At 69.3% G+C, this 16,813-nt stretch carries 17 protein-coding genes and 1 pseudogene; 8 read left to right on the top strand and 10 right to left on the bottom strand.

Features of this window, described 5'->3' with window-relative positions:
• Window positions 1-304: 304 nt before the first annotated feature.
• The 7 genes and pseudogenes from R6V09_RS00765 to R6V09_RS00735 form a co-directional block, all read left to right on the top strand.
• A pseudogene (locus R6V09_RS00765) lies at window positions 305-666 on the top strand (GntR family transcriptional regulator); the annotation flags it as partial.
• A 119-nt stretch (window positions 667-785) separates the two neighbouring features.
• Window positions 786-1,784 carry a LacI family DNA-binding transcriptional regulator gene (locus R6V09_RS00760; protein WP_200715892.1) on the top strand — a complete coding sequence of 333 codons (999 nt, stop codon included), beginning with the start codon at window positions 786-788 and terminating at the stop codon, window positions 1,782-1,784.
• A gap of 109 nt (window positions 1,785-1,893) precedes the next feature.
• Window positions 1,894-3,240 (top strand): ABC transporter substrate-binding protein, encoded by a 1,347-nt coding sequence (locus tag R6V09_RS00755; protein WP_317879337.1) that lies wholly within the window; start codon window positions 1,894-1,896, stop codon window positions 3,238-3,240.
• Window positions 3,241-3,244: 4 nt separating this feature from the next.
• Window positions 3,245-4,201: a carbohydrate ABC transporter permease gene (locus R6V09_RS00750; RefSeq protein ID WP_317879336.1), complete on the top strand. Its 957-nt coding sequence runs from the start codon at window positions 3,245-3,247 to the stop codon at window positions 4,199-4,201.
• Entirely contained in the window at window positions 4,198-5,073 is an 876-nt protein-coding gene (locus R6V09_RS00745) for a carbohydrate ABC transporter permease (RefSeq protein WP_317879335.1), read from the top strand. Before R6V09_RS00750 ends, R6V09_RS00745 begins: the two co-directional genes overlap by 4 nt.
• A gap of 39 nt (window positions 5,074-5,112) precedes the next feature.
• The gene (locus R6V09_RS00740; RefSeq protein ID WP_317879334.1) at window positions 5,113-6,711 is read left to right on the top strand and encodes a glycoside hydrolase family 13 protein; all 1,599 of its coding nucleotides are present in this window, start codon (window positions 5,113-5,115) and stop codon (window positions 6,709-6,711) included.
• A 122-nt stretch (window positions 6,712-6,833) separates the two neighbouring features.
• Window positions 6,834-9,014, top strand: coding sequence for a discoidin domain-containing protein (locus tag R6V09_RS00735; protein ID WP_317879333.1), 2,181 nt, complete (start codon window positions 6,834-6,836; stop codon window positions 9,012-9,014).
• Here the strand turns inward: R6V09_RS00735 and R6V09_RS00730 are convergent.
• From R6V09_RS00730 to R6V09_RS00715, 4 genes are read right to left on the bottom strand one after another with little or no spacing between them, the layout of a single operon-like run.
• Window positions 8,983-9,801, bottom strand: coding sequence for an ABC transporter ATP-binding protein (locus R6V09_RS00730; RefSeq protein WP_317879332.1), 819 nt, complete (start codon window positions 9,799-9,801; stop codon window positions 8,983-8,985). The genes R6V09_RS00735 and R6V09_RS00730 overlap by 32 nt on opposite strands.
• A 20-nt stretch (window positions 9,802-9,821) precedes the next feature.
• Window positions 9,822-10,601, bottom strand: coding sequence for an ABC transporter permease (locus R6V09_RS00725; protein ID WP_317879331.1), 780 nt, complete (start codon window positions 10,599-10,601; stop codon window positions 9,822-9,824).
• Complete coding sequence (locus tag R6V09_RS00720; protein WP_317879330.1) at window positions 10,598-11,371, bottom strand: ABC transporter permease; 774 nt, start codon at window positions 11,369-11,371, stop codon at window positions 10,598-10,600. Before R6V09_RS00720 ends, R6V09_RS00725 begins: the two co-directional genes overlap by 4 nt.
• Window positions 11,368-12,336 carry an ABC transporter substrate-binding protein gene (locus R6V09_RS00715; RefSeq protein WP_317879329.1) on the bottom strand — a complete coding sequence of 323 codons (969 nt, stop codon included), beginning with the start codon at window positions 12,334-12,336 and terminating at the stop codon, window positions 11,368-11,370. The genes R6V09_RS00720 and R6V09_RS00715 overlap by 4 nt, the downstream gene beginning before the upstream one ends.
• A 199-nt stretch (window positions 12,337-12,535) precedes the next feature.
• Between R6V09_RS00715 and R6V09_RS00710 the strand changes: the two genes are divergently transcribed.
• Window positions 12,536-13,351, top strand: a complete 816-nt coding sequence (locus tag R6V09_RS00710; RefSeq protein ID WP_317879328.1) for an IclR family transcriptional regulator domain-containing protein — start codon at window positions 12,536-12,538, stop codon at window positions 13,349-13,351.
• On the opposite strand, the gene R6V09_RS00705 is transcribed toward R6V09_RS00710, so the two are convergent.
• The 6 genes from R6V09_RS00705 to R6V09_RS00680 form a co-directional block, all read right to left on the bottom strand.
• Entirely contained in the window at window positions 13,302-14,237 is a 936-nt protein-coding gene (locus R6V09_RS00705; RefSeq protein WP_317879327.1) for a PDR/VanB family oxidoreductase, read from the bottom strand. The two genes, R6V09_RS00710 and R6V09_RS00705, sit on opposite strands and share 50 nt — an antisense overlap.
• Complete coding sequence (locus R6V09_RS00700; RefSeq protein WP_317879326.1) at window positions 14,234-14,413, bottom strand: hypothetical protein; 180 nt, start codon at window positions 14,411-14,413, stop codon at window positions 14,234-14,236. Before R6V09_RS00700 ends, R6V09_RS00705 begins: the two co-directional genes overlap by 4 nt.
• On the bottom strand, window positions 14,410-15,474 hold the full coding sequence (locus tag R6V09_RS00695) for an aromatic ring-hydroxylating dioxygenase subunit alpha (RefSeq protein ID WP_317879325.1): 1,065 nt from the start codon (window positions 15,472-15,474) through the stop codon (window positions 14,410-14,412). Before R6V09_RS00695 ends, R6V09_RS00700 begins: the two co-directional genes overlap by 4 nt.
• A 198-nt stretch (window positions 15,475-15,672) precedes the next feature.
• On the bottom strand, window positions 15,673-16,215 hold the full coding sequence (locus R6V09_RS00690) for a hypothetical protein (RefSeq protein ID WP_317879324.1): 543 nt from the start codon (window positions 16,213-16,215) through the stop codon (window positions 15,673-15,675).
• A 12-nt stretch (window positions 16,216-16,227) separates the two neighbouring features.
• Complete coding sequence (locus tag R6V09_RS00685) at window positions 16,228-16,542, bottom strand: RyR domain-containing protein (protein ID WP_317879323.1); 315 nt, start codon at window positions 16,540-16,542, stop codon at window positions 16,228-16,230.
• A partial coding sequence (locus tag R6V09_RS00680; protein ID WP_317879322.1) for a hypothetical protein occupies window positions 16,539-16,813 on the bottom strand: 275 nt, incomplete at its 5' end. The genes R6V09_RS00680 and R6V09_RS00685, both read right to left, overlap by 4 nt.

The following is a 16,813-nucleotide window of genomic DNA, read 5'->3' as shown; positions in this document are numbered from 1 at the left end:
GGAGGTTGAACGAAGGAGACGGTGCTGCCGACAGAATCGGCCCCCGTGACTCCTTCACCGTGCACGCCCTCCTCGGCCCCGAACAGGAGGTCCCCGTCGAGGTGCGCGCCGACGCCGTCCTCCTCGCCACCGCCGCATACGAGAAGGTCCTCCCTTTCCCCGGCTGGCCCCTCCCCGGAGTCCTCACCGCGGGTGGCGCCCAGGCCATGCTCAAGGGCTCCCTAGCGGTCCAGGGACGAACCGCCGTGGCCGCCGCCACAGGACCGCTCCTCCTGCCCGTGGCCACCGGTCTCACCGCGGCGGCGTCGAGGTGGCCGGGACCGCCGACCCCGTCTCCCTGGAGGCGCTGCGCCCCGCCGCCCGGGAGATCGTCGGCGCGGCCGTGTCCGGCGACCTCCTCGCGTACGTCGAGGCCGACACCCGCTTCCATCTCGGGCTGCTCGCCCTGGCCGGCAACGCCCATCTCGTCGAGGTCGTCGGTGATCTGCGGGGCGATCCCGCCTCTACGGGCTCACCGCCCTCGTCCAGGAGGGACGTCTGCCGGCCTCCGCCCAGGAGCACCTGGACCTCCTGGACGCGCTGGTGGACCGTGACAAGCGGGCCGTGCGTGAGATCATGACCCGTCACCTGGGACATGTCCGCGGTCTGTGGGCCGCACACGACTGACATCGGGGTCGTGACGCCGCGAGTGACGGGGTGGGTCCACTCCGTGATGTCGAGAGTCCGTCCCGTTCGGTTGCCCCATAACGCAAACCACTTGCATCACTTGCGCTATTCTTGCGCACATGACGCGACGACTTGCTGAGGTGGCGAAGAAGGTCGGGGTCAGCGAGGCCACGGTCAGCCGGGTACTCAACGGCAAACCGGGAGTCTCCGACTCGACCCGGCAGTCGGTGCTGTCGGCCCTGGACGTCCTCGGCTACGAGCGGCCCACCCAACTGCGCGGCGAACGCGCGCGACTGGTGGGCCTGGTGCTGCCCGAGCTGCAGAACCCCATCTTCCCCGCCTTCGCCGAGGTGATCGGCGGCGCGCTCGCCCAACTCGGCCTCACCCCGGTGCTCTGCACCCAGACCAAGGGCGGGGTCTCCGAAGCCGACTATGTGACGCTGCTGCTGCAACAACAGGTCTCCGGGGTCGTGTTCGCCGGCGGCCTGTACGCCCAGGCGGACGCACCGCACGACCACTACCGGCTGCTCGCCGAACGCAACATCCCGGTCGTCCTGCTCAACGCGGCCATCGACCACCTCGGTTTCCCCGCCGTCTCCTGCGACGACGCGGTCGCCGTCGAGCAGGCCTGGCGCCACCTCGCCTCCCTCGGCCACGAGCGCATCGGGCTGGTCCTCGGACCCGCCGACCACATGCCGTCGGCAAGGAAGTTGACCGCCGCGCGGGCCCTGTCCCCGGACCTGCCCGACGAGTTCGTCGCGCGCGCCATCTTCTCCATCGAGGGCGGCCACGCGGCGGCCTCCCGGCTGATCGACCGGGGTGTCACCGGCATCATCTGCGCCAGCGACCCGCTCGCTCTCGGCGCGGTAAGGGCCGCCCGCCGCAAGGGACTTGACGTCCCGTCACAGATCTCCGTCGTCGGCTACGACGACTCCGCATTCATGAACTGCACCGAGCCCCCGCTGACCACCGTCCGCCAGCCCATCGAGGCCATGGGCCGGGCAGCCGTGGAGCTCCTGAACTCACAGGTCGGCGGCGCCGTCGTACCCGCCGAAGAGCTGCTCTTCGAACCGGAACTGGTGGTCAGGGGTTCCACCGCGCAAGCCCCACGCAGCTGACAGGCGTCCTGCTGTCGAATAATTACAGATTCTGCGCGACATCTTGCGGAGAGATGTCGGCGGTGCTTGAGTGTGGGCGCCCACCGCTCCTGCCCAGAGGGGTCCACCGATGAGAAGCACCGGGTTCCGCCGCACCTTCGCCGCGATCGGCGTCTGTTCTCTCGCGCTCACTGCCTCCGCCTGCGGGTCCGGCGACGACTCGGCGAGCGGCAAGACACGCATCACGGTCAACTGCGAGCCGCCCAAGAGCGCCAAGGTCGACCGCAAGTTCTTCGACTCCGACGTCGCGGCCTTCGAGAAGAAGAACACCGACATCGACGTCGTCACCCACGACGCGTTCCCCTGCCAGGACCCGAAGACCTTCGACGCCAAACTCGCCGGCGGCCAGATGGAGGACGTGTTCTACACGTACTTCACCGACGCCAAGCACGTCGTGAACATCAACCAGGCCGCCGATCTCACGCCGTACATCAAGGAGTTGAAGAGTTACGACACGCTGCAGAAGCAGCTGCGTGACATCTACACCGTCGACGGCAAGATCTACGGCATCCCGCGCACCGGCTACTCGATGGGCCTGATCTACAACCGCAAGCTCTTCCAGCAGGCCGGCCTCGACCCCGACAAGGCGCCGACGACCTGGGCCGAGGTCCGCGCCGACGCCAAGAAGATAGCCGCGCTCGGCAACGGCACCATCGGCTACGCCGACTACAGCGCCCAGAACCAAGGGGGTTGGCACTTCACCGCCGAGATGTACTCCCAGGGCGGCGACGTCGTCAGCGCCGACGGCAAGAAGGCGACCATCGACACGCCTCAGGGTCACGCCGTACTGCAGAACCTGCACGACATGCGGTGGACCGACAACTCGATGGGCAGCAAGCAGCTCCTGGTCATCAACGACGTGCAGCAGCTGATGGGTTCGGGCAAGCTCGGCATGTACCTCTCCGCGCCGGACAACATCCCGATCCTGGTCAAGGAGAAGGGCGGCAACTACGACGACCTCGCCCTCGGCCCGATGCCCGGCGGCCAGGGCACGCTCATCGGCGGCGACGGCTACATGTTCAACAAGCACGACACGCCCGCCCAGATCCGCGCCGGCCTCAAGTGGCTCGACAGCATGTTCCTCACCCCGGGCAGCGGCTTCCTCGGCGACTACGCCCGCGCCAAGAAGGCCAACGCACCCGTCGGACTGCCCGAACCGCGGCTGTTCACCGGCGCCGCCGACGCCAAGGACCAGCAGGTCAAGAAGGCCAACTCCAATGTCCCGGTGGCGAATTACCAGGCCTTCCTGGACGGCAACCAGTCCCTCCAGATGAAGATCGAGCCGCCGGACGCCCAGCAGATCTACTCCGTCCTCGACTCGGCCGTCTCCGCCGTCCTCACCAAGAAGGACGCGAACATCGACCAACTCCTGAAGGACGCCTCCGGAAAGATCGACGGCATCCTGGCCCGGGGCTGACCCGATGACCCGGACGGCCACCCGGAGTCCCGCCCGGACGACGGCGGTACGACAGGTCGAGGCGCCGCCCCCGGCAGGGGACCGGAGGCGGCGCCGCCTCCTCGACCAGGCCCGCGCCTACGCCTTCCTCATCGGCGGCCTCGTCTGCTTCGCCCTGTTCTCCTGGTACCCGGCGATCCGCGCCGTCGTGATCGCCTTCCAGAAGTACACGCCCGGCTCCTCGCCCGAGTGGGTCGGCACCGCCAACTTCACCCGCGTCTGGCACGATCCCGAGTTCACCGCCGCCTGGCGCAACACCCTCGTCTTCACCCTGCTGGCCCTGCTCATCGGCTTCGCGATCCCGTTCGTACTCGCCCTGGTCCTCAACGAGTTGAGGCACTGGAAGGCGTTCTTCAGGATCGTCGTCTACCTCCCCGTGATGATCCCGCCGGTGGTCACCGCCCTGCTGTGGAAATGGTTCTACGATCCCGGAGCGGGCCTCGCCAACGAGACGCTGCGCTTCCTGCACCTGCCCACCTCGAACTGGTCCAACGGCACCGACACCGCCCTCATCTCCCTGGTGATCGTGGCCACTTGGGCCAACATGGGCGGCACGGTCCTCATCTACCTGGCCGCGCTCCAGTCCATCCCCGGCGAGCTGTACGAGGCCGCCGAACTCGACGGCGCGAGCCTTCTGCAACGCGTGCGGTACGTGACGATCCCTCAGACCCGGTTCGTCATCCTGATGCTGATGCTCCTTCAGATCATCGCCACGATGCAGGTGTTCACGGAGCCGTTCGTCATCACGGGCGGCGGCCCGGAGAGCGCCACCGTCACCATCCTCTACCTGATCTACAAATACGCCTTCCTCTACAACGACTTCGGCGGTGCCTGCGCGCTCAGCGTCATGCTCCTCGTGCTGCTCGGCGTCTTCTCCGCCGTCTATCTGCGGCTGACCCGCTCCGGAGAGGACGACCTGTGAGCACCCGCACACTTCTCTCCCCGGCAGCGCTCGCCAGGCCCCGCGGCAGGGCCGTCTACTGGACCGTGTTCACCGGCGTCGTCGTCCTCTTCGCCGTCGCCTTCCTCTTCCCCGTCTACTGGATGGTCACCGGCGCGATGAAGTCGCCGGACGAGGTGGCGCAGACCCCGCCCACGATCATCCCCAAGCACTGGCACCTCAGCGGCTACACGGACGCCTGGGACCTGATGCAGCTCCCGGAGCACCTGTGGAACACGGTCGTCCAGGCCGCCGGCGCCTGGGCCTTCCAGCTGGTCCTGTGCACGGCCGCCGCCTACGCCCTGTCCAAACTGAAGCCCGCCTTCGGCAAGTTGATCCTCGGCGGCATCCTGGCGACGCTGATGGTCCCCGCCCAGGCGCTGGTCGTACCGAAGTACCTGACCGTCGCCGACCTCCCGCTGATCCACACCAGCCTGCTCAACAGCCCCCTCGGCATCTGGCTGCCGGCCGTCGCCAACGCCTTCAACCTGTATCTCCTCAAACGGTTCTTCGACCAACTCCCGCGCGACGTCATGGAGGCCGCCGAGATCGACGGCGCCGGAAAACTCCGCATCCTGTGGTCCATCGTGCTGCCCATGTCCCGGCCCGTGCTCGGCGTCGTCTCGATCTTCGCCCTGGTCGCCGTGTGGCAGGACTTCCTGTGGCCGCTGATGGTCTTCTCCGACACCGACAAACAGCCGATCAGCGTGGCACTCGTCCAGCTGTCGCAGAACATCCAACTGACCGTGCTCATTGCCGCGATGGTGATCGCGAGCATTCCCATGGTCGCCATGTTCCTGGTCTTCCAGCGCCACATCATCGCCGGGATCAGCGCGGGCAGCACGAAGGGCTGACACCGCCCCTCGACGCCCTCCGACAGAAAGGCCAGCACAGTGGGACAGCCCACCCCTGCCCTCAGCCACGACTGGTGGCGCTCCGCCGTCATCTACCAGGTGTACGTCCGCAGCTTCGCGGACGGCGACGGCGACGGCACCGGCGACCTCGCGGGCGTCCGCTCCAGACTGCCCTACCTCGCCGAACTCGGCGTGGACGCCCTGTGGTTCAACCCCTGGTACCTGTCACCGATGAAGGACGGCGGCTACGACGTCGCCGACTACCGCGCCATCGACCCGGCCTTCGGATCGCTCGCCGAGGCCGAGAAACTCATCAGTGAGGCACGGGAGTTGGGCATCCGCACGATCGTCGACATCGTGCCCAACCACGTCTCCGACCAGCACCCGTGGTTCCGTGCCGCCCTCGCCGGCGGCCCCGAGCGCGACCTCTTCCACTTCCGCCCGGGACGCGGCGCACACGGCGAACTCCCGCCCAACGACTGGCCGTCCCAGTTCGCCGGCTCCACCGAACCCGTGTGGACCCGCCTCCCCGACGGCGACTGGTACCTCCACCTGTTCACCCCCGAACAGCCCGACCTCAACTGGGCCCACCCGGCCGTCCGCCAGGAACACGAGGACATCCTGCGCTTCTGGTTCGAACGCGGCGTCGCCGGAGTGCGCATCGACTCGGCCGCGCTGCTCGCCAAGGACCCCGCACTGCCCGACTTCGTCGAGGGCCGCGACCCGAACCCCTTCGTCGACCGCGACGAACTCCACGACATCTACCGAGCCTGGCGGGCCGTCGCCGACGAGTACGGCGCCGTCTTCGTCGGCGAGGTCTGGCTCCCCGACACCGAACGCTTCGCCCGCTACCTCCGCCCCGACGAACTGCACACCGCCTTCAACTTCGCCTTCCTGTCCTGCCCCTGGGACCCGGACCGGCTGCGCGCCTCGATCGACGAGACCCTCGCCGAGCACGCCCCGATCGGCGCCCCCGCGACCTGGGTCCTGTGCAACCACGACGTGACCCGCACGGTCACCCGCTACGGCCGCGCCGACACCGGCTTCGACTTCGCCACCAAGGCCTTCGGCACCCCGACCGACCTCGCCCTCGGCACCCGGCGCGCCAGAGCGGCGGCGCTGCTGTCGCTGGCCCTGCCCGGCGTCGTCTACCTCTACCAGGGGGAGGAGCTGGGGCTGCCCGAGGTCGAGCTTCCGGTCGACCGCATACAAGATCCGATGTACCTGCGGTCGGGCGGCACCGACCCCGGCCGCGACGGCTGCCGGGTTCCACTCCCGTGGGTGGCCGACGCGCCGTACGCGGGCTTCGGCTCGCGCGGCGAGCCCTGGCTTCCGCAGCCGGCCGGCTGGACATCGTATGCGGTCGACCGTCAGCAGCAGACCGTCGACTCCATGCTCAACCTCTACCGCGAGGCGATCAGCCTCCGTCCGGCCTTCGGCGACGGCCCCCTCACCTGGCTGCCCGCCCCTGACGGCGTCCTCGCCTTCGCCCGCGCGGACGGCGCGACGTGCGTGGTCAACCTCTCGGACACGCCCGCCGACCTCCCCGCGCACACCGAACTGCTGCTCACCAGCGGCCCCCTGGACGACCAGGGACGGCTGCCGCAGGACACGGCGGCCTGGCTGCACGCCGCGTAACGCCGACGGTCGACTGCCGACAGTCGACGATCAACGGTCGACGGCGGCCAGTCGCCAGTCGCCGGCCGACAGCCACCCCGCATCCCGCTATCCCCGTACCCCCACCTCGAAGGGATCAGCACATGCACAGCACCATGCTCAAATCTGTCAGGCGCATGCCAAGTATCGGTGCGGCCGTCGCGCTCGCCGCGGGCATGCTCGTCGTCCTGACCCCCGCCGCCGCCCACGCGGCCTCCGGCGCCTCCCTCCCCTTCACCTCCGTCGAGGCCGAGTCCGCCACCTTCACCGGCACCAGGATCGGCCCCGACTACACCCAGGGGACCCTCGCCTCCGAGGCCTCCGGGCGGCAGGCCGTGCGGCTCGACTCCGGGCAGCGGATCGAGTTCACCGTGCCGCGGGCGGCGAACGCCGTGAACGTGTCCTACAGCGTTCCGGACGGGCAGAGCGGCAGCCTCGACGTGTACGTCAACGGCACCAAGATCGCCAAAACCCTCGCCGTCACCTCCAAGTACTCGTACGTCGACACCAGTTGGATCGCGGGCGCCAAGACACACCACTTCTTCGACGACTCCCGTCTCCTGCTCGGCCAGAACGTGCAGCAGGGCGACAAGGTCGCGTTCGTCGCGACGGGCACCCAGGTCACCGTCGACGTCGCCGACTTCGAGCAGGTCGCCGGGGCCGCCGCACAGCCGGCCGGTTCGGTGTCCGTGGTCTCCAGGGGCGCCGACCCCAGCGGCGCGGGCGACTCCACCCAGGCCTTCCGGGACGCCATCTCCGCCGCCCAAGGGGGAGTGGTGTGGATCCCGCCGGGCGACTACCGGCTCACCTCCTCCCTCAGCGGCGTACAGAACGTGACACTCCAGGGCGCCGGTCAGTGGTACTCGGTCGTGCACACCTCGCGCTTCATCGACCAGTCCGGCTCCTCCGGCGGCGTCCACATCAAGGACTTCGCGGTCATCGGCGAGGTCACCGAGCGCGTCGACTCCAACCCGGACAACTTCGTCAACGGGTCGCTCGGGCCCGGGAGTTCGGTCTCCGGGATGTGGATCCAGCACCTCAAGTGCGGCTTCTGGCTGACCGGCAACAACGACAACCTCGTCGTCGAGAACAACCGGATCCTCGACACCACCGCCGACGGCCTCAACCTCAACGGCACCGCCCACGGCGTGATCGTCCGCAACAACTTCCTGCGCAACCAGGGCGACGACTCCCTCGCCATGTGGTCGCTCAACTCGCCGGACACCAACAGCGGTTTCGAGAACAACACCATCTCGCAGCCGAACCTCGCCAACGGCATCGCGATCTACGGCGGCACGAACATCACGGTCCGCAACAACCTGATCTCCGACACCAACGCCCTCGGCAGCGGCATCGCGATCTCCAACCAGAAGTTCCTCGACCCCTTCTACCCCCTCGCCGGCACCATCACGGTCGAGGGCAACACCCTCGTCCGCACCGGCGCGATCAACCCCAACTGGAACCACCCCATGGGCGCGCTGCGCGTCGACTCCTACGACAGCGCGGTCAACGCCACCGTCAACATCACCAACACGACCATCACCAACAGCCCTTACAGCGCCTTCGAGTTCGTGTCCGGCGGCGGGCACGGCTACTCGACCGGCAACGTCACCGTCAGCGGTGCGACCGTGCAGAACACCGGCACGGTCGTCGTCCAGGCGGAGGCGCAGGGCGCGGCGAAGTTCAGCAACGTACAGGCCACCGGCGTCGGTGCGGCCGGCATCTACAACTGCCCCTACCCGTCAGGCTCCGGCACCTTCAACATCACCGACGGCGGCGGCAACTCCGGCTGGAGCAGCACCTGGTCGGACTGCTCGACCTGGCCGCAGCCCGGCCAGGGCAACCCGCCCCCGGACCAGAACACCAACCTCGCCAAGGGCCGCCCGGCCACGGCGACCGGCTCGCAGGACGTCTACACGCCCGGCAAAGCGGTCGACGGCGACGCCAACTCCTACTGGGAGTCCGCCAACAACGCCTTCCCGCAGGCCTGGACGGTGGACCTCGGCTCGGCGCAGGCCGTCCGCAGGGTGGTGCTGAAGCTGCCGCCGGCGTCCGCGTGGAGCGCGCGCACGCAGACCGTCGCCGTGCTGGGCAGCATCGACGGCTCGACCTACTCGACCGTCGTCGGCGCCACCGGCTACCGCTTCGACCCGGCGACCGGCAACACGGTGACGGTGGCCCTGCCGAGCGGCACGAACCTGCGCTATCTGCGGCTCAACGTCAGCGCCAACACCGGCTGGCCGGCGGCGCAGTTCAGCGAAGTGGAGGCGTATCAGACTTCGTGAGCCGGTCCTGAACCGGGAGGGTTCCGCGCTTCGCCGCCTGGATCTGCTCGTACACATGGGTCCGCAGTTCGGCGAAGCGCGGGGCGACCCGGGTGTGCAACTGGTCGCGCTCCACGGGCAGATCGACCTTCAGCTGCTCCTGCACGACGGTCGGGGACGCGGACAGGACGACCACCCGCTCGCCCAGGTACACGGCCTCGTCGATGTCGTGGGTCACGAAGAGGATCGTGATGCCGCGCTCCCGCCACAACCCCCGTACCAGGTCCTCCAGATCGGCCCGGGTCTGGGCGTCGACCGCCGCGAACGGCTCGTCCATCAGCAGGACTTCGGGCTCGTACGCCAGCGCGCGGGCGATCGCGACCCGCTGCTGCATACCGCCGGAGAGTTGCCACGGATAAGCCCCCGCGGCTTCCGCCAGCCCCACCGACTCCAGCGCGTCCGCGACCAGTTCCCGTCGCCGGGACTTGCTCAAGGCCTTTTGCTTCAACGGCAGTTCGACGTTCTCGCCGACCCGCATCCAGGGGAACAGGCTGCGCCCGTACTCCTGGAACACGAACGCCATTCCGGGCGGCGGACCGCTCACTTTCCGTCCGCTCAGCAGGACTTCGCCCGCGGTCGGGGTGAGCAGTCCGCCCATGCACTTGAGCAGGGTGGTCTTGCCGCAGCCCGACGGGCCGACGAGACAGACGAGTTCGCCGGCGTCGACGGTGAAGGTGAGGTCCCGCACCGCCTCCACCCGTCGGCCGGAACCCTCGTAGACCTTGTTCAGGCCGCGTACGTCGAGCATGGACCGCCCTTTCACGATGTTCACGGGGACCGGCGGGTGGCCGCGCGCAGGCCGTGGTACCAGCCGAGCACCCGCCGCTCGACCATCTGGAAGACGACGGAGAGCAGGAATCCCAGCATCCCGAGAACGAGGATGCCGGTCCACATGTCGGGCACCGCGAAACTGCGCTGGAACTGGACGACGGTGTAGCCCAGTCCGTCGGTGCCCGCGAACATCTCGCTGATGACCATGAGGATGATCCCGATGGACAGCGCCTGGCGCAGCCCGGTGAAGATCTGCGGGCTCGCCGAGCGCAGCACCAGGCTCCGCAGGCGGGCGCTGCCCGTGATGCCGTAGGAGAGGGCCGTCTCCTTCATGACCGGGTCGACCGCGCGGACGCCCTCGACCGTGTTGAGGAGGATCGGCCAGACGCAGCCGCTCGCGATGACGACGATCTTCATGGTGTCGCCGATGCCCGCGAACAGCATGATGACCGGGACGAGGACGGGCGGCGGTACCGCGCGGAGGAACTCCAGGACCGGTTCGCACACCGCGCGCACCCGCCGGTAGGAGCCGATGACCGTGCCGAGCGCGACGCCGGCGACGGCCGCCGCGGCGTAACCGGCCGTCAGCCGCAGCACGCTGGGCAGTACGTCCGTCCTGAACCGGTCGGCGGTCCACACGTCCGGGAAGGTCTTGAGGATGGTCCGCAGCGGTGGCCAGAACACATTGGTGCTGCCGTCCGACGCCAGCCACCAGACGGTGAGCAGCACCGCCGGGAGCGCGACCACGAACAGCAGCCGGAGCAGAGCGCGCCTCACACCGTCACCTCCCCGCGCACCGACTGGTGCCAGGCCAGCGCCCGCCGTTCCACCGTACGCGCGCCCACGTTGATGACGAGCCCGAGCAGACCGGTCACCACGATCAGCGCGTACATCTCGGGCACGGCCTGCGAGCTCTGCGCGACCATGATGGTCGCGCCCAACCCCGGTGCTCCGATGACCAGTTCGGCGGTGATGGTCAGGATCAGCGCGACGGCCGCCGCCAGCCGCACGCCCGTCATGACGTACGGCAGCGCGCTCGGCCACAGCACGTGCCGCACCCGCGCCCAGGTGCCGAGACCGTAGGACCGCGCCGTCTCCTCGGCGACCGGGTCGACGTCCTGGACGCCGTAGAGGACCTGGATCAGGATCTGCCAGAAGGAGGCGTAGACGACGAGCAACAGCACCGACCTCAGTTCGGTGCCGTACAACAGCACCGCGAGGGGGATGAGGGCGACCGACGGGATCGGGCGCAGGAACTCGACCGTCGACGCCGTCGCCTCGCGGAGGTACGGGACGACGGAGAGGAGGACGCCCGCGACGATTCCCGCGCCGACGGCGATCGCGAGGCCCAGGGCCCAGCCGGTGAGGGTGTCGCCGAGCGCCGACCAGAACGCGCCGTCCTTCATCTCGTCCCAGAACGCGGACGCGATGCGGCTGGTCGGCGGGAAGTAGGCCTCCTTGACGATGCCGACGCGCGGCACGACCTCGCCGAGGGCGAGGAAGGCCGCGAGTCCGCCCGCACCGAGTGCGGTGTTCAGTCCTTTCACGGGAGCAGCGTGTTCAGGTCGGGGGTCTTCTTGAAGAGGCCGTCGGTCTCGCTCAGCTTCTCCAGTGCCTCGATCGACGAACGGTTCGGATCGGCCGGCCACTTGGGCAGGATCACCTTGGCCAGCACACTCGCCGGGACCTTGGTGTAGGTGGCGACGATCTGGCGTACCTCGTCCGGGTGGGCGTCGGCGTAGGCCAGGGACTCGGCGGTGGCCTCCTGGAACTTCTTGACCACGTCCGGGTTCTTGGTCGCGTACGCCGTCGACGTGAAGTACATGGCGACGGTGAGGTTCGGCGCGACGTCGACCAGCGGCCAGGCGATCTGCTGGGCGCCCTGGCTCAGCATCGTGGTGAGCGCGGGTTCGACGGCCATCGCGGCGTCGATCTGGCCCTTGTCGAGCGCGGCCGGCATCTGGTCGAAGGCCAGCTCGACGAACTTCACCTTGTCCGGGTCGCCGCCGGCCTTGCGGACGGATTCGCGTACGGCCGTCTCGTTGATGTTCTTCAGCGTGTTGACCGCGACCTTCTTGCCCTCCAGCTCCTTCGCGGACTTCAGGGTGCTGCCCTTCTTGACGACGAGGGCGCCGAAGTCCTTGCCCGACACGCCAGTTGAGGCGACACCGTTGGCGATGGCCTTCACCGGGACGTCATTGCTCTGGGCGAGCATCAGTGAGGTCATGTTGGAGAAGCCGAACTGGAACTGGCCGCTGACCACACCCGGCACGATGGCCGCGCCGCCCTGCGCGAGCGTCATCGACAGTTTCAGGCCGTGCTTGCTGAAGAAGCCCTCTTTCTGGCCGAGGTAGAGCGGGGCGACATCGACGATGGGGATGACCCCGACCTTGACCGTGGTGGTCCCGGTGGACGAACTGGACTTGTCCGACGCTCCGTTGCCGGACGAACCGCAGGCCGACGCGGCGACCAGCACTGTTCCGGCCGCGAGGCCGACGAGCAGACGACGCATGGCAACTCCTGTGCAGACGACGTTGTTCCGACAGGCTGTGCGCAGACCGCACAGTGGTGCTCAATTGGTGCTGAGCGGGAACGTAGAGCCCCGGCACCGCCGGGTCAATGCCTAATGCTCACAATATTGTTGACAGTTATCGAAGTGCGCTCTTGGCGTGTCCGAAGAGTGCACCCGGTGCATCCCCCTGGAGGCGACGATGCCTGCGGCCGCTCGCGAGCCCCACTTCGTCCGGTCGTTCGAGCGCGGCCTCGCCGTCATCCGCGCCTTCGACGCCGACAACGTGGAGATGACACTGAGTCAGGTCGCCCGCAGCTGCGACCTCACCCGCGCGGCGGCCCGCCGCTTCCTGCTGACCCTGGCCGACCTCGGGTACGTCCACACCGACGGCCGACTGTTCCGGCTCACCCCGCGCGTGCTGGAACTCGGCTACGCCTACCTCGCCGGACTGACACTCCCTCAGATCGCGCAACGGCATCTGGAACAACTCGCCGACCGCACACAGGAGTCGTCCTCGCTGTGCGTCCTCGACGGCGACGACGTCGTCTACGTCGCCCGGGTGCCCACCCGCCGCATCATGGCCGCGGCCATCACCGTCGGCACCCGCTTCCCGGCCCATCTGACCTCCGTGGGCCGGGTCATCCTCGCCCACCTGGGCGACGAGGAGATCGAACAGCGGCTCGCCCGCGCCGAGTTGCGCCCGCTGACCGCCCGCACGCTCACCTCGCCGACGCTGCTGCGGGACGAGCTGCGCCGGGTGCGGCGGCAGGGATACGCCATCGTGGACCAGGAGTTGGAGGAAGGACTGCGCTCGGTCGCCGCCCCGGTGCGGGACCGGGACGGCGCGGTGGTGGCGGCCGTGAACATCCCCGTGCACGCGGGCCGCAACTCCCTGGACTCGGTCCGCCGGGAGTTGCTGCCGCAACTGCTCACGGCCGTCGCCGGGATCGAGGCCGACCTGCGGATCACAGATCCAGCACGAGCCGCTTCCCCAGACAGCGCGAGACACAGATGAGCATGGTCTCCCCGGCCGCCCGCTCCTCCTCGCTCAGCACCGAGTCCCGGTGGTCCGGGGTGCCGTCGAGGACGTCCGTCTCACAGGTCCCGCAGGTGCCCTCGGTGCAGGAGAACAGCACCTCGACCCCGGCGGCGCGCACGGTGTCGAGCACGGACACGCCCACCGGGACGGTGACCGTCCTTCCGCTCCGCTCCAGCACGACGTCGAACTCGCCGTCGGCGCCCGCCTCCTGGACCTTCGGCTGGAACCGCTCCAGGTGCAGGATGCCGCCGGGGCAGCGGGCCTCGACCGCGTCGAGCAGCGGTCCGGGACCGCAGCAGTAGACGAGGGTGCCTTCGGGCACGCCGTCCAGGACGGACGGCAGGTCGAGCAGCCCGACCTCGTCCTGCGGAGCGACGGTGACGCGATCGCCGTAGCGGCTCAACTCCTCCGTGAACCCGAGGGAGTTGCGGGTGCGACCGCCGTAGAGCAGGCTCCACTCCGCGCCCGCAGCATCCGCCGCGGCGAGCATCGGCAGGAGAGGGGTGATGCCGATGCCGCCCGCGACGAAGCAATAGCGGGGGGCCGGCTCCAGGCGGAAGTGGTTGCGCGGTCCGCGCACCCGCACCTTGTCGCCCTGCCCCAACTGCTCGTGCACATACGCCGATCCGCCCCGCCCGTCCGGCTCGCGCAGTACCGCGATCCGCCATGCCGTGCGGTCCGCCGGGTCGCCGCACAGCGAGTATTGGCGCTCCAGGCCGGGGCCGAGCACGACGTCGATGTGGGCGCCCGGCTCCCAGGCCGGCAGTCGCTCGCCGAGCGGGTGGCGCAGGGTGAGGGCGAGCACGCCGTCGGCCGCGAACTCCCGCCGGTCGACGACGAGTTCGGCTTCGTATGCGGTCATGAGCTGTTTCCTTGCGGCTCGTCGAGTGCGTGCCCCCGGGGATGGGCGAGCATCCACTCCCACATCTCGATCGGATCCTGCGAGGTGTGCTCGCGTCCGCAGTGGCAGGTGCCGTGCAGGATGTCGGTGCCCGGCAGCCAGTCGATGCGGTAGACCTCGCCGGTCGGAGCGGTCACTGGACCCTCTCCACCGGCTTGGCGCCCTCCTCGACCAGCCGGGCGAGGATACGGCGGGCGGCGAGACCGCCGGTGTCGATGTTGATGCTCAGCTCCTGGTAGCCGGCGCGCTCCGAACCCAGCGTCCGCTGAAGGAGGTTCAGGGCGTCCACGTCCTGCATGACCACGGTGTGGTTGTTGGCCCGCAGGAACTCGGTGACCTCGGCGTCGTCCGTGGCCCAGTCGCGCGAGACCGCCCAGAAGTCGTACACCTTGCCGTCCGAGGAGGGCGTGATGGCGTAGGTGATCTCGGTGTGGAAGCCGTTCGGGTCGCTGCCGTCCTCCTCGGGGAGCACGCCGACCGGGGCGATGCGGCTGTGCAGGAGGTAGAGGCAGGGCGCGTGGTATTCGATGTCCTGCCAGCGCGTGATCCGGCCCGCGATGCCGGTCGACCTGGCGTAGAACGGCGGGCACTCGGCGTCGTCCATGTGCCGGCTCACCCGTACGACGCCCGCGCCCTCGTCGACCTCCGTGGTGATCGGCGTCTCGGCGACCTCGGGTGAGCCGATGTAACCGCCGTGCAGATACGTCTCGTGGGAGAGGTCGAGGAGGTTGTCGACGAGGAGGCCGTAGTCGGCGTCGATCGGCTCCATACCGCTGACGGTGACCCACTCGGGGGAGGCGAGGTGCGGGGCCCGGGGGATGACCTGCGGGTCCGCGAGGGCCGGGTCGCCGATCCACACCCACACCAGCGCGTCCTGCTCGACCACCGGGTACGAGGCGACGCGGGCGGTGCGGGGGATGCGTTTCTGCCCCGGCACGTACACGCAGCTGCCCGTCGTGTCGTAGGTGAAGCCGTGGTAACCGCACACGATCCGGTCCCCGTCGAGCCGGCTCTCGGAGAGCGGGAACCGCCGGTGCACACACCGGTCGTGCAGTGCCACGGCGGTGCCGTCGTCCTCGGTGCGGTAGAAGACGAGGGGCTCACCGAGGATCGTCCGGCCGAGCAGCTCACGGCCGACCTCGTGACTGTAGGCGGCGACGTACCACTGGTTCCTGGCGAAGGCGGTCATGTGCGGCATTGGCGGTCCCGTCCCTGTCGGCGGGGCTTCGTCGCCCCGCGTGCCGTGGTTGGACTCAGCGTCCTGACGCCGGCGGTGGCTCCGCAAGACGGCTTCTGCCAGACGGAAGAACTTCCGTGAGGAGCTGGTCCAGGATCGGCGTCACCGCAGTTCAACTGCCGTTCGTTCAGCGTGTCCTGCGCCGATCCCGGTTCACGATCATGAGCAACCCGGACCCGCGCACCCGTCGGCGGCGCCCTCGTGGTGCTCCCGGCGGGTGCGCTCGGCCCCGTCGGGCCACACCACGTCGACGGGGATGCCCGCCGCCCGGGCTTCGAGCACGGTGTCGGCGGTGCCGCCCCCTCTGCCGGTGGGCGGAGTGCCGTCCCAGACGGCGACGAGCCGGTCGGCACGTGCCACCAGGACGCTGTTCGCCGCCTCGTACGCCTGCCGGCCGGCGGTCTCGATCGGCAGGACGACGATGTCGTGGGCGGCCTCGACCAGACGGTCGAACAGGGGCGCGTGTTCGGGCCGCACCCGGGCGTGCCGGTAGTCCCGGGAGGGGATGACGACGTCCAGCCGGCCGCCGACGGCGAGCACGGACTCCGCGAAGAGGGAGTCGGCGCCCCTGGCGAGACAGGAGACCCCGACCAGTTCCCCGTCGGCGGTGTAGCCCCGCAGCAGTTCGTCCAGGGCGGTGCGCACCAGGGCGGAGGTCTTTGCCGTCAGGTCGATGTGCCCGGTCACCGCGATGGTCGTCATGGAGCGACCCTTTCACTGGCCGGCGGGCTCCTGGAAGGTGTATCCGTGGCGGAGGATCACCTTCACCGACCCCATGGCGACCACCCGGTCCGCCTCCTGCTGCGCATGGGTGAGCGCGGAGTACGGGACCAGCAGGGGGTGCCTCTTGCGTCGCCGGCTCAACCTGCGCCCGTACCGCCAGCCCTCGGACAGACGCTGCCGGGCCCAGTTGTCGTGGGCCTCCTCCGCGAGGATCTCGATCAGGGCGCGCAGGCTGTCGGGGACCTTCACCTCCACAGGGCCGGGTGGTGGGGGCGTCCACGGCTGCCGCCCGTCCCGTCGCATCATCCGTGTCTCCTGGGCGGACTGGGCCATGCCAACCGGATCGCTTCCAGGATCAGGGTGGCTGCCACGTCGCCCGCGTACTGCTTCCAGGCCTTCTCCTGCTCCGGCCGCGCCGAGTTGACGGAGATGCCTTCGGTGGCGGTGCCTGCCACCGCGCACACCATCGAGAACGACACATGCGTCCGGCCGCCCCTGCGGGTCTGGGTGACGGCACCCGCGGCGTCCGCACCCCCGAGCTCGACGGCGGCCAGCCTCGGCCAGGCGCCGATCACCG

Source organism: Streptomyces sp. W16, assembly GCF_033194735.1.
GTDB lineage: Bacteria > Actinomycetota > Actinomycetes > Streptomycetales > Streptomycetaceae > Streptomyces.
The sequence above is the reverse complement of the archived record's forward strand: the minus strand, read 5'-3'. Positions and strand labels throughout refer to the sequence as shown.

Bases quoted from the DNA above. Each gene is read 5' to 3' on its own strand.
- R6V09_RS00760 (WP_200715892.1), top strand. From the start codon at position 786: ATGACGCGACGACTTGCTGAGGTGGCGAAGAAGGTCGGGGTCAGCGAG.
- R6V09_RS00755 (WP_317879337.1), top strand. From the start codon at position 1,894: ATGAGAAGCACCGGGTTCCGCCGCACCTTCGCCGCGATCGGCGTCTGT.
- R6V09_RS00750 (WP_317879336.1), top strand. From the start codon at position 3,245: ATGACCCGGACGGCCACCCGGAGTCCCGCCCGGACGACGGCGGTACGA.
- R6V09_RS00735 (WP_317879333.1), top strand. From the start codon at position 6,834: ATGCACAGCACCATGCTCAAATCTGTCAGGCGCATGCCAAGTATCGGT.
- R6V09_RS00730 (WP_317879332.1), bottom strand. From the start codon at position 9,801: ATGCTCGACGTACGCGGCCTGAACAAGGTCTACGAGGGTTCCGGCCGA.
- R6V09_RS00715 (WP_317879329.1), bottom strand. From the start codon at position 12,336: ATGCGTCGTCTGCTCGTCGGCCTCGCGGCCGGAACAGTGCTGGTCGCC.
- R6V09_RS00710 (WP_317879328.1), top strand. From the start codon at position 12,536: ATGCCTGCGGCCGCTCGCGAGCCCCACTTCGTCCGGTCGTTCGAGCGC.
- R6V09_RS00705 (WP_317879327.1), bottom strand. From the start codon at position 14,237: ATGACCGCATACGAAGCCGAACTCGTCGTCGACCGGCGGGAGTTCGCG.
- R6V09_RS00695 (WP_317879325.1), bottom strand. From the start codon at position 15,474: ATGCCGCACATGACCGCCTTCGCCAGGAACCAGTGGTACGTCGCCGCC.
- R6V09_RS00690 (WP_317879324.1), bottom strand. From the start codon at position 16,215: ATGACGACCATCGCGGTGACCGGGCACATCGACCTGACGGCAAAGACC.
- R6V09_RS00685 (WP_317879323.1), bottom strand. From the start codon at position 16,542: ATGATGCGACGGGACGGGCGGCAGCCGTGGACGCCCCCACCACCCGGC.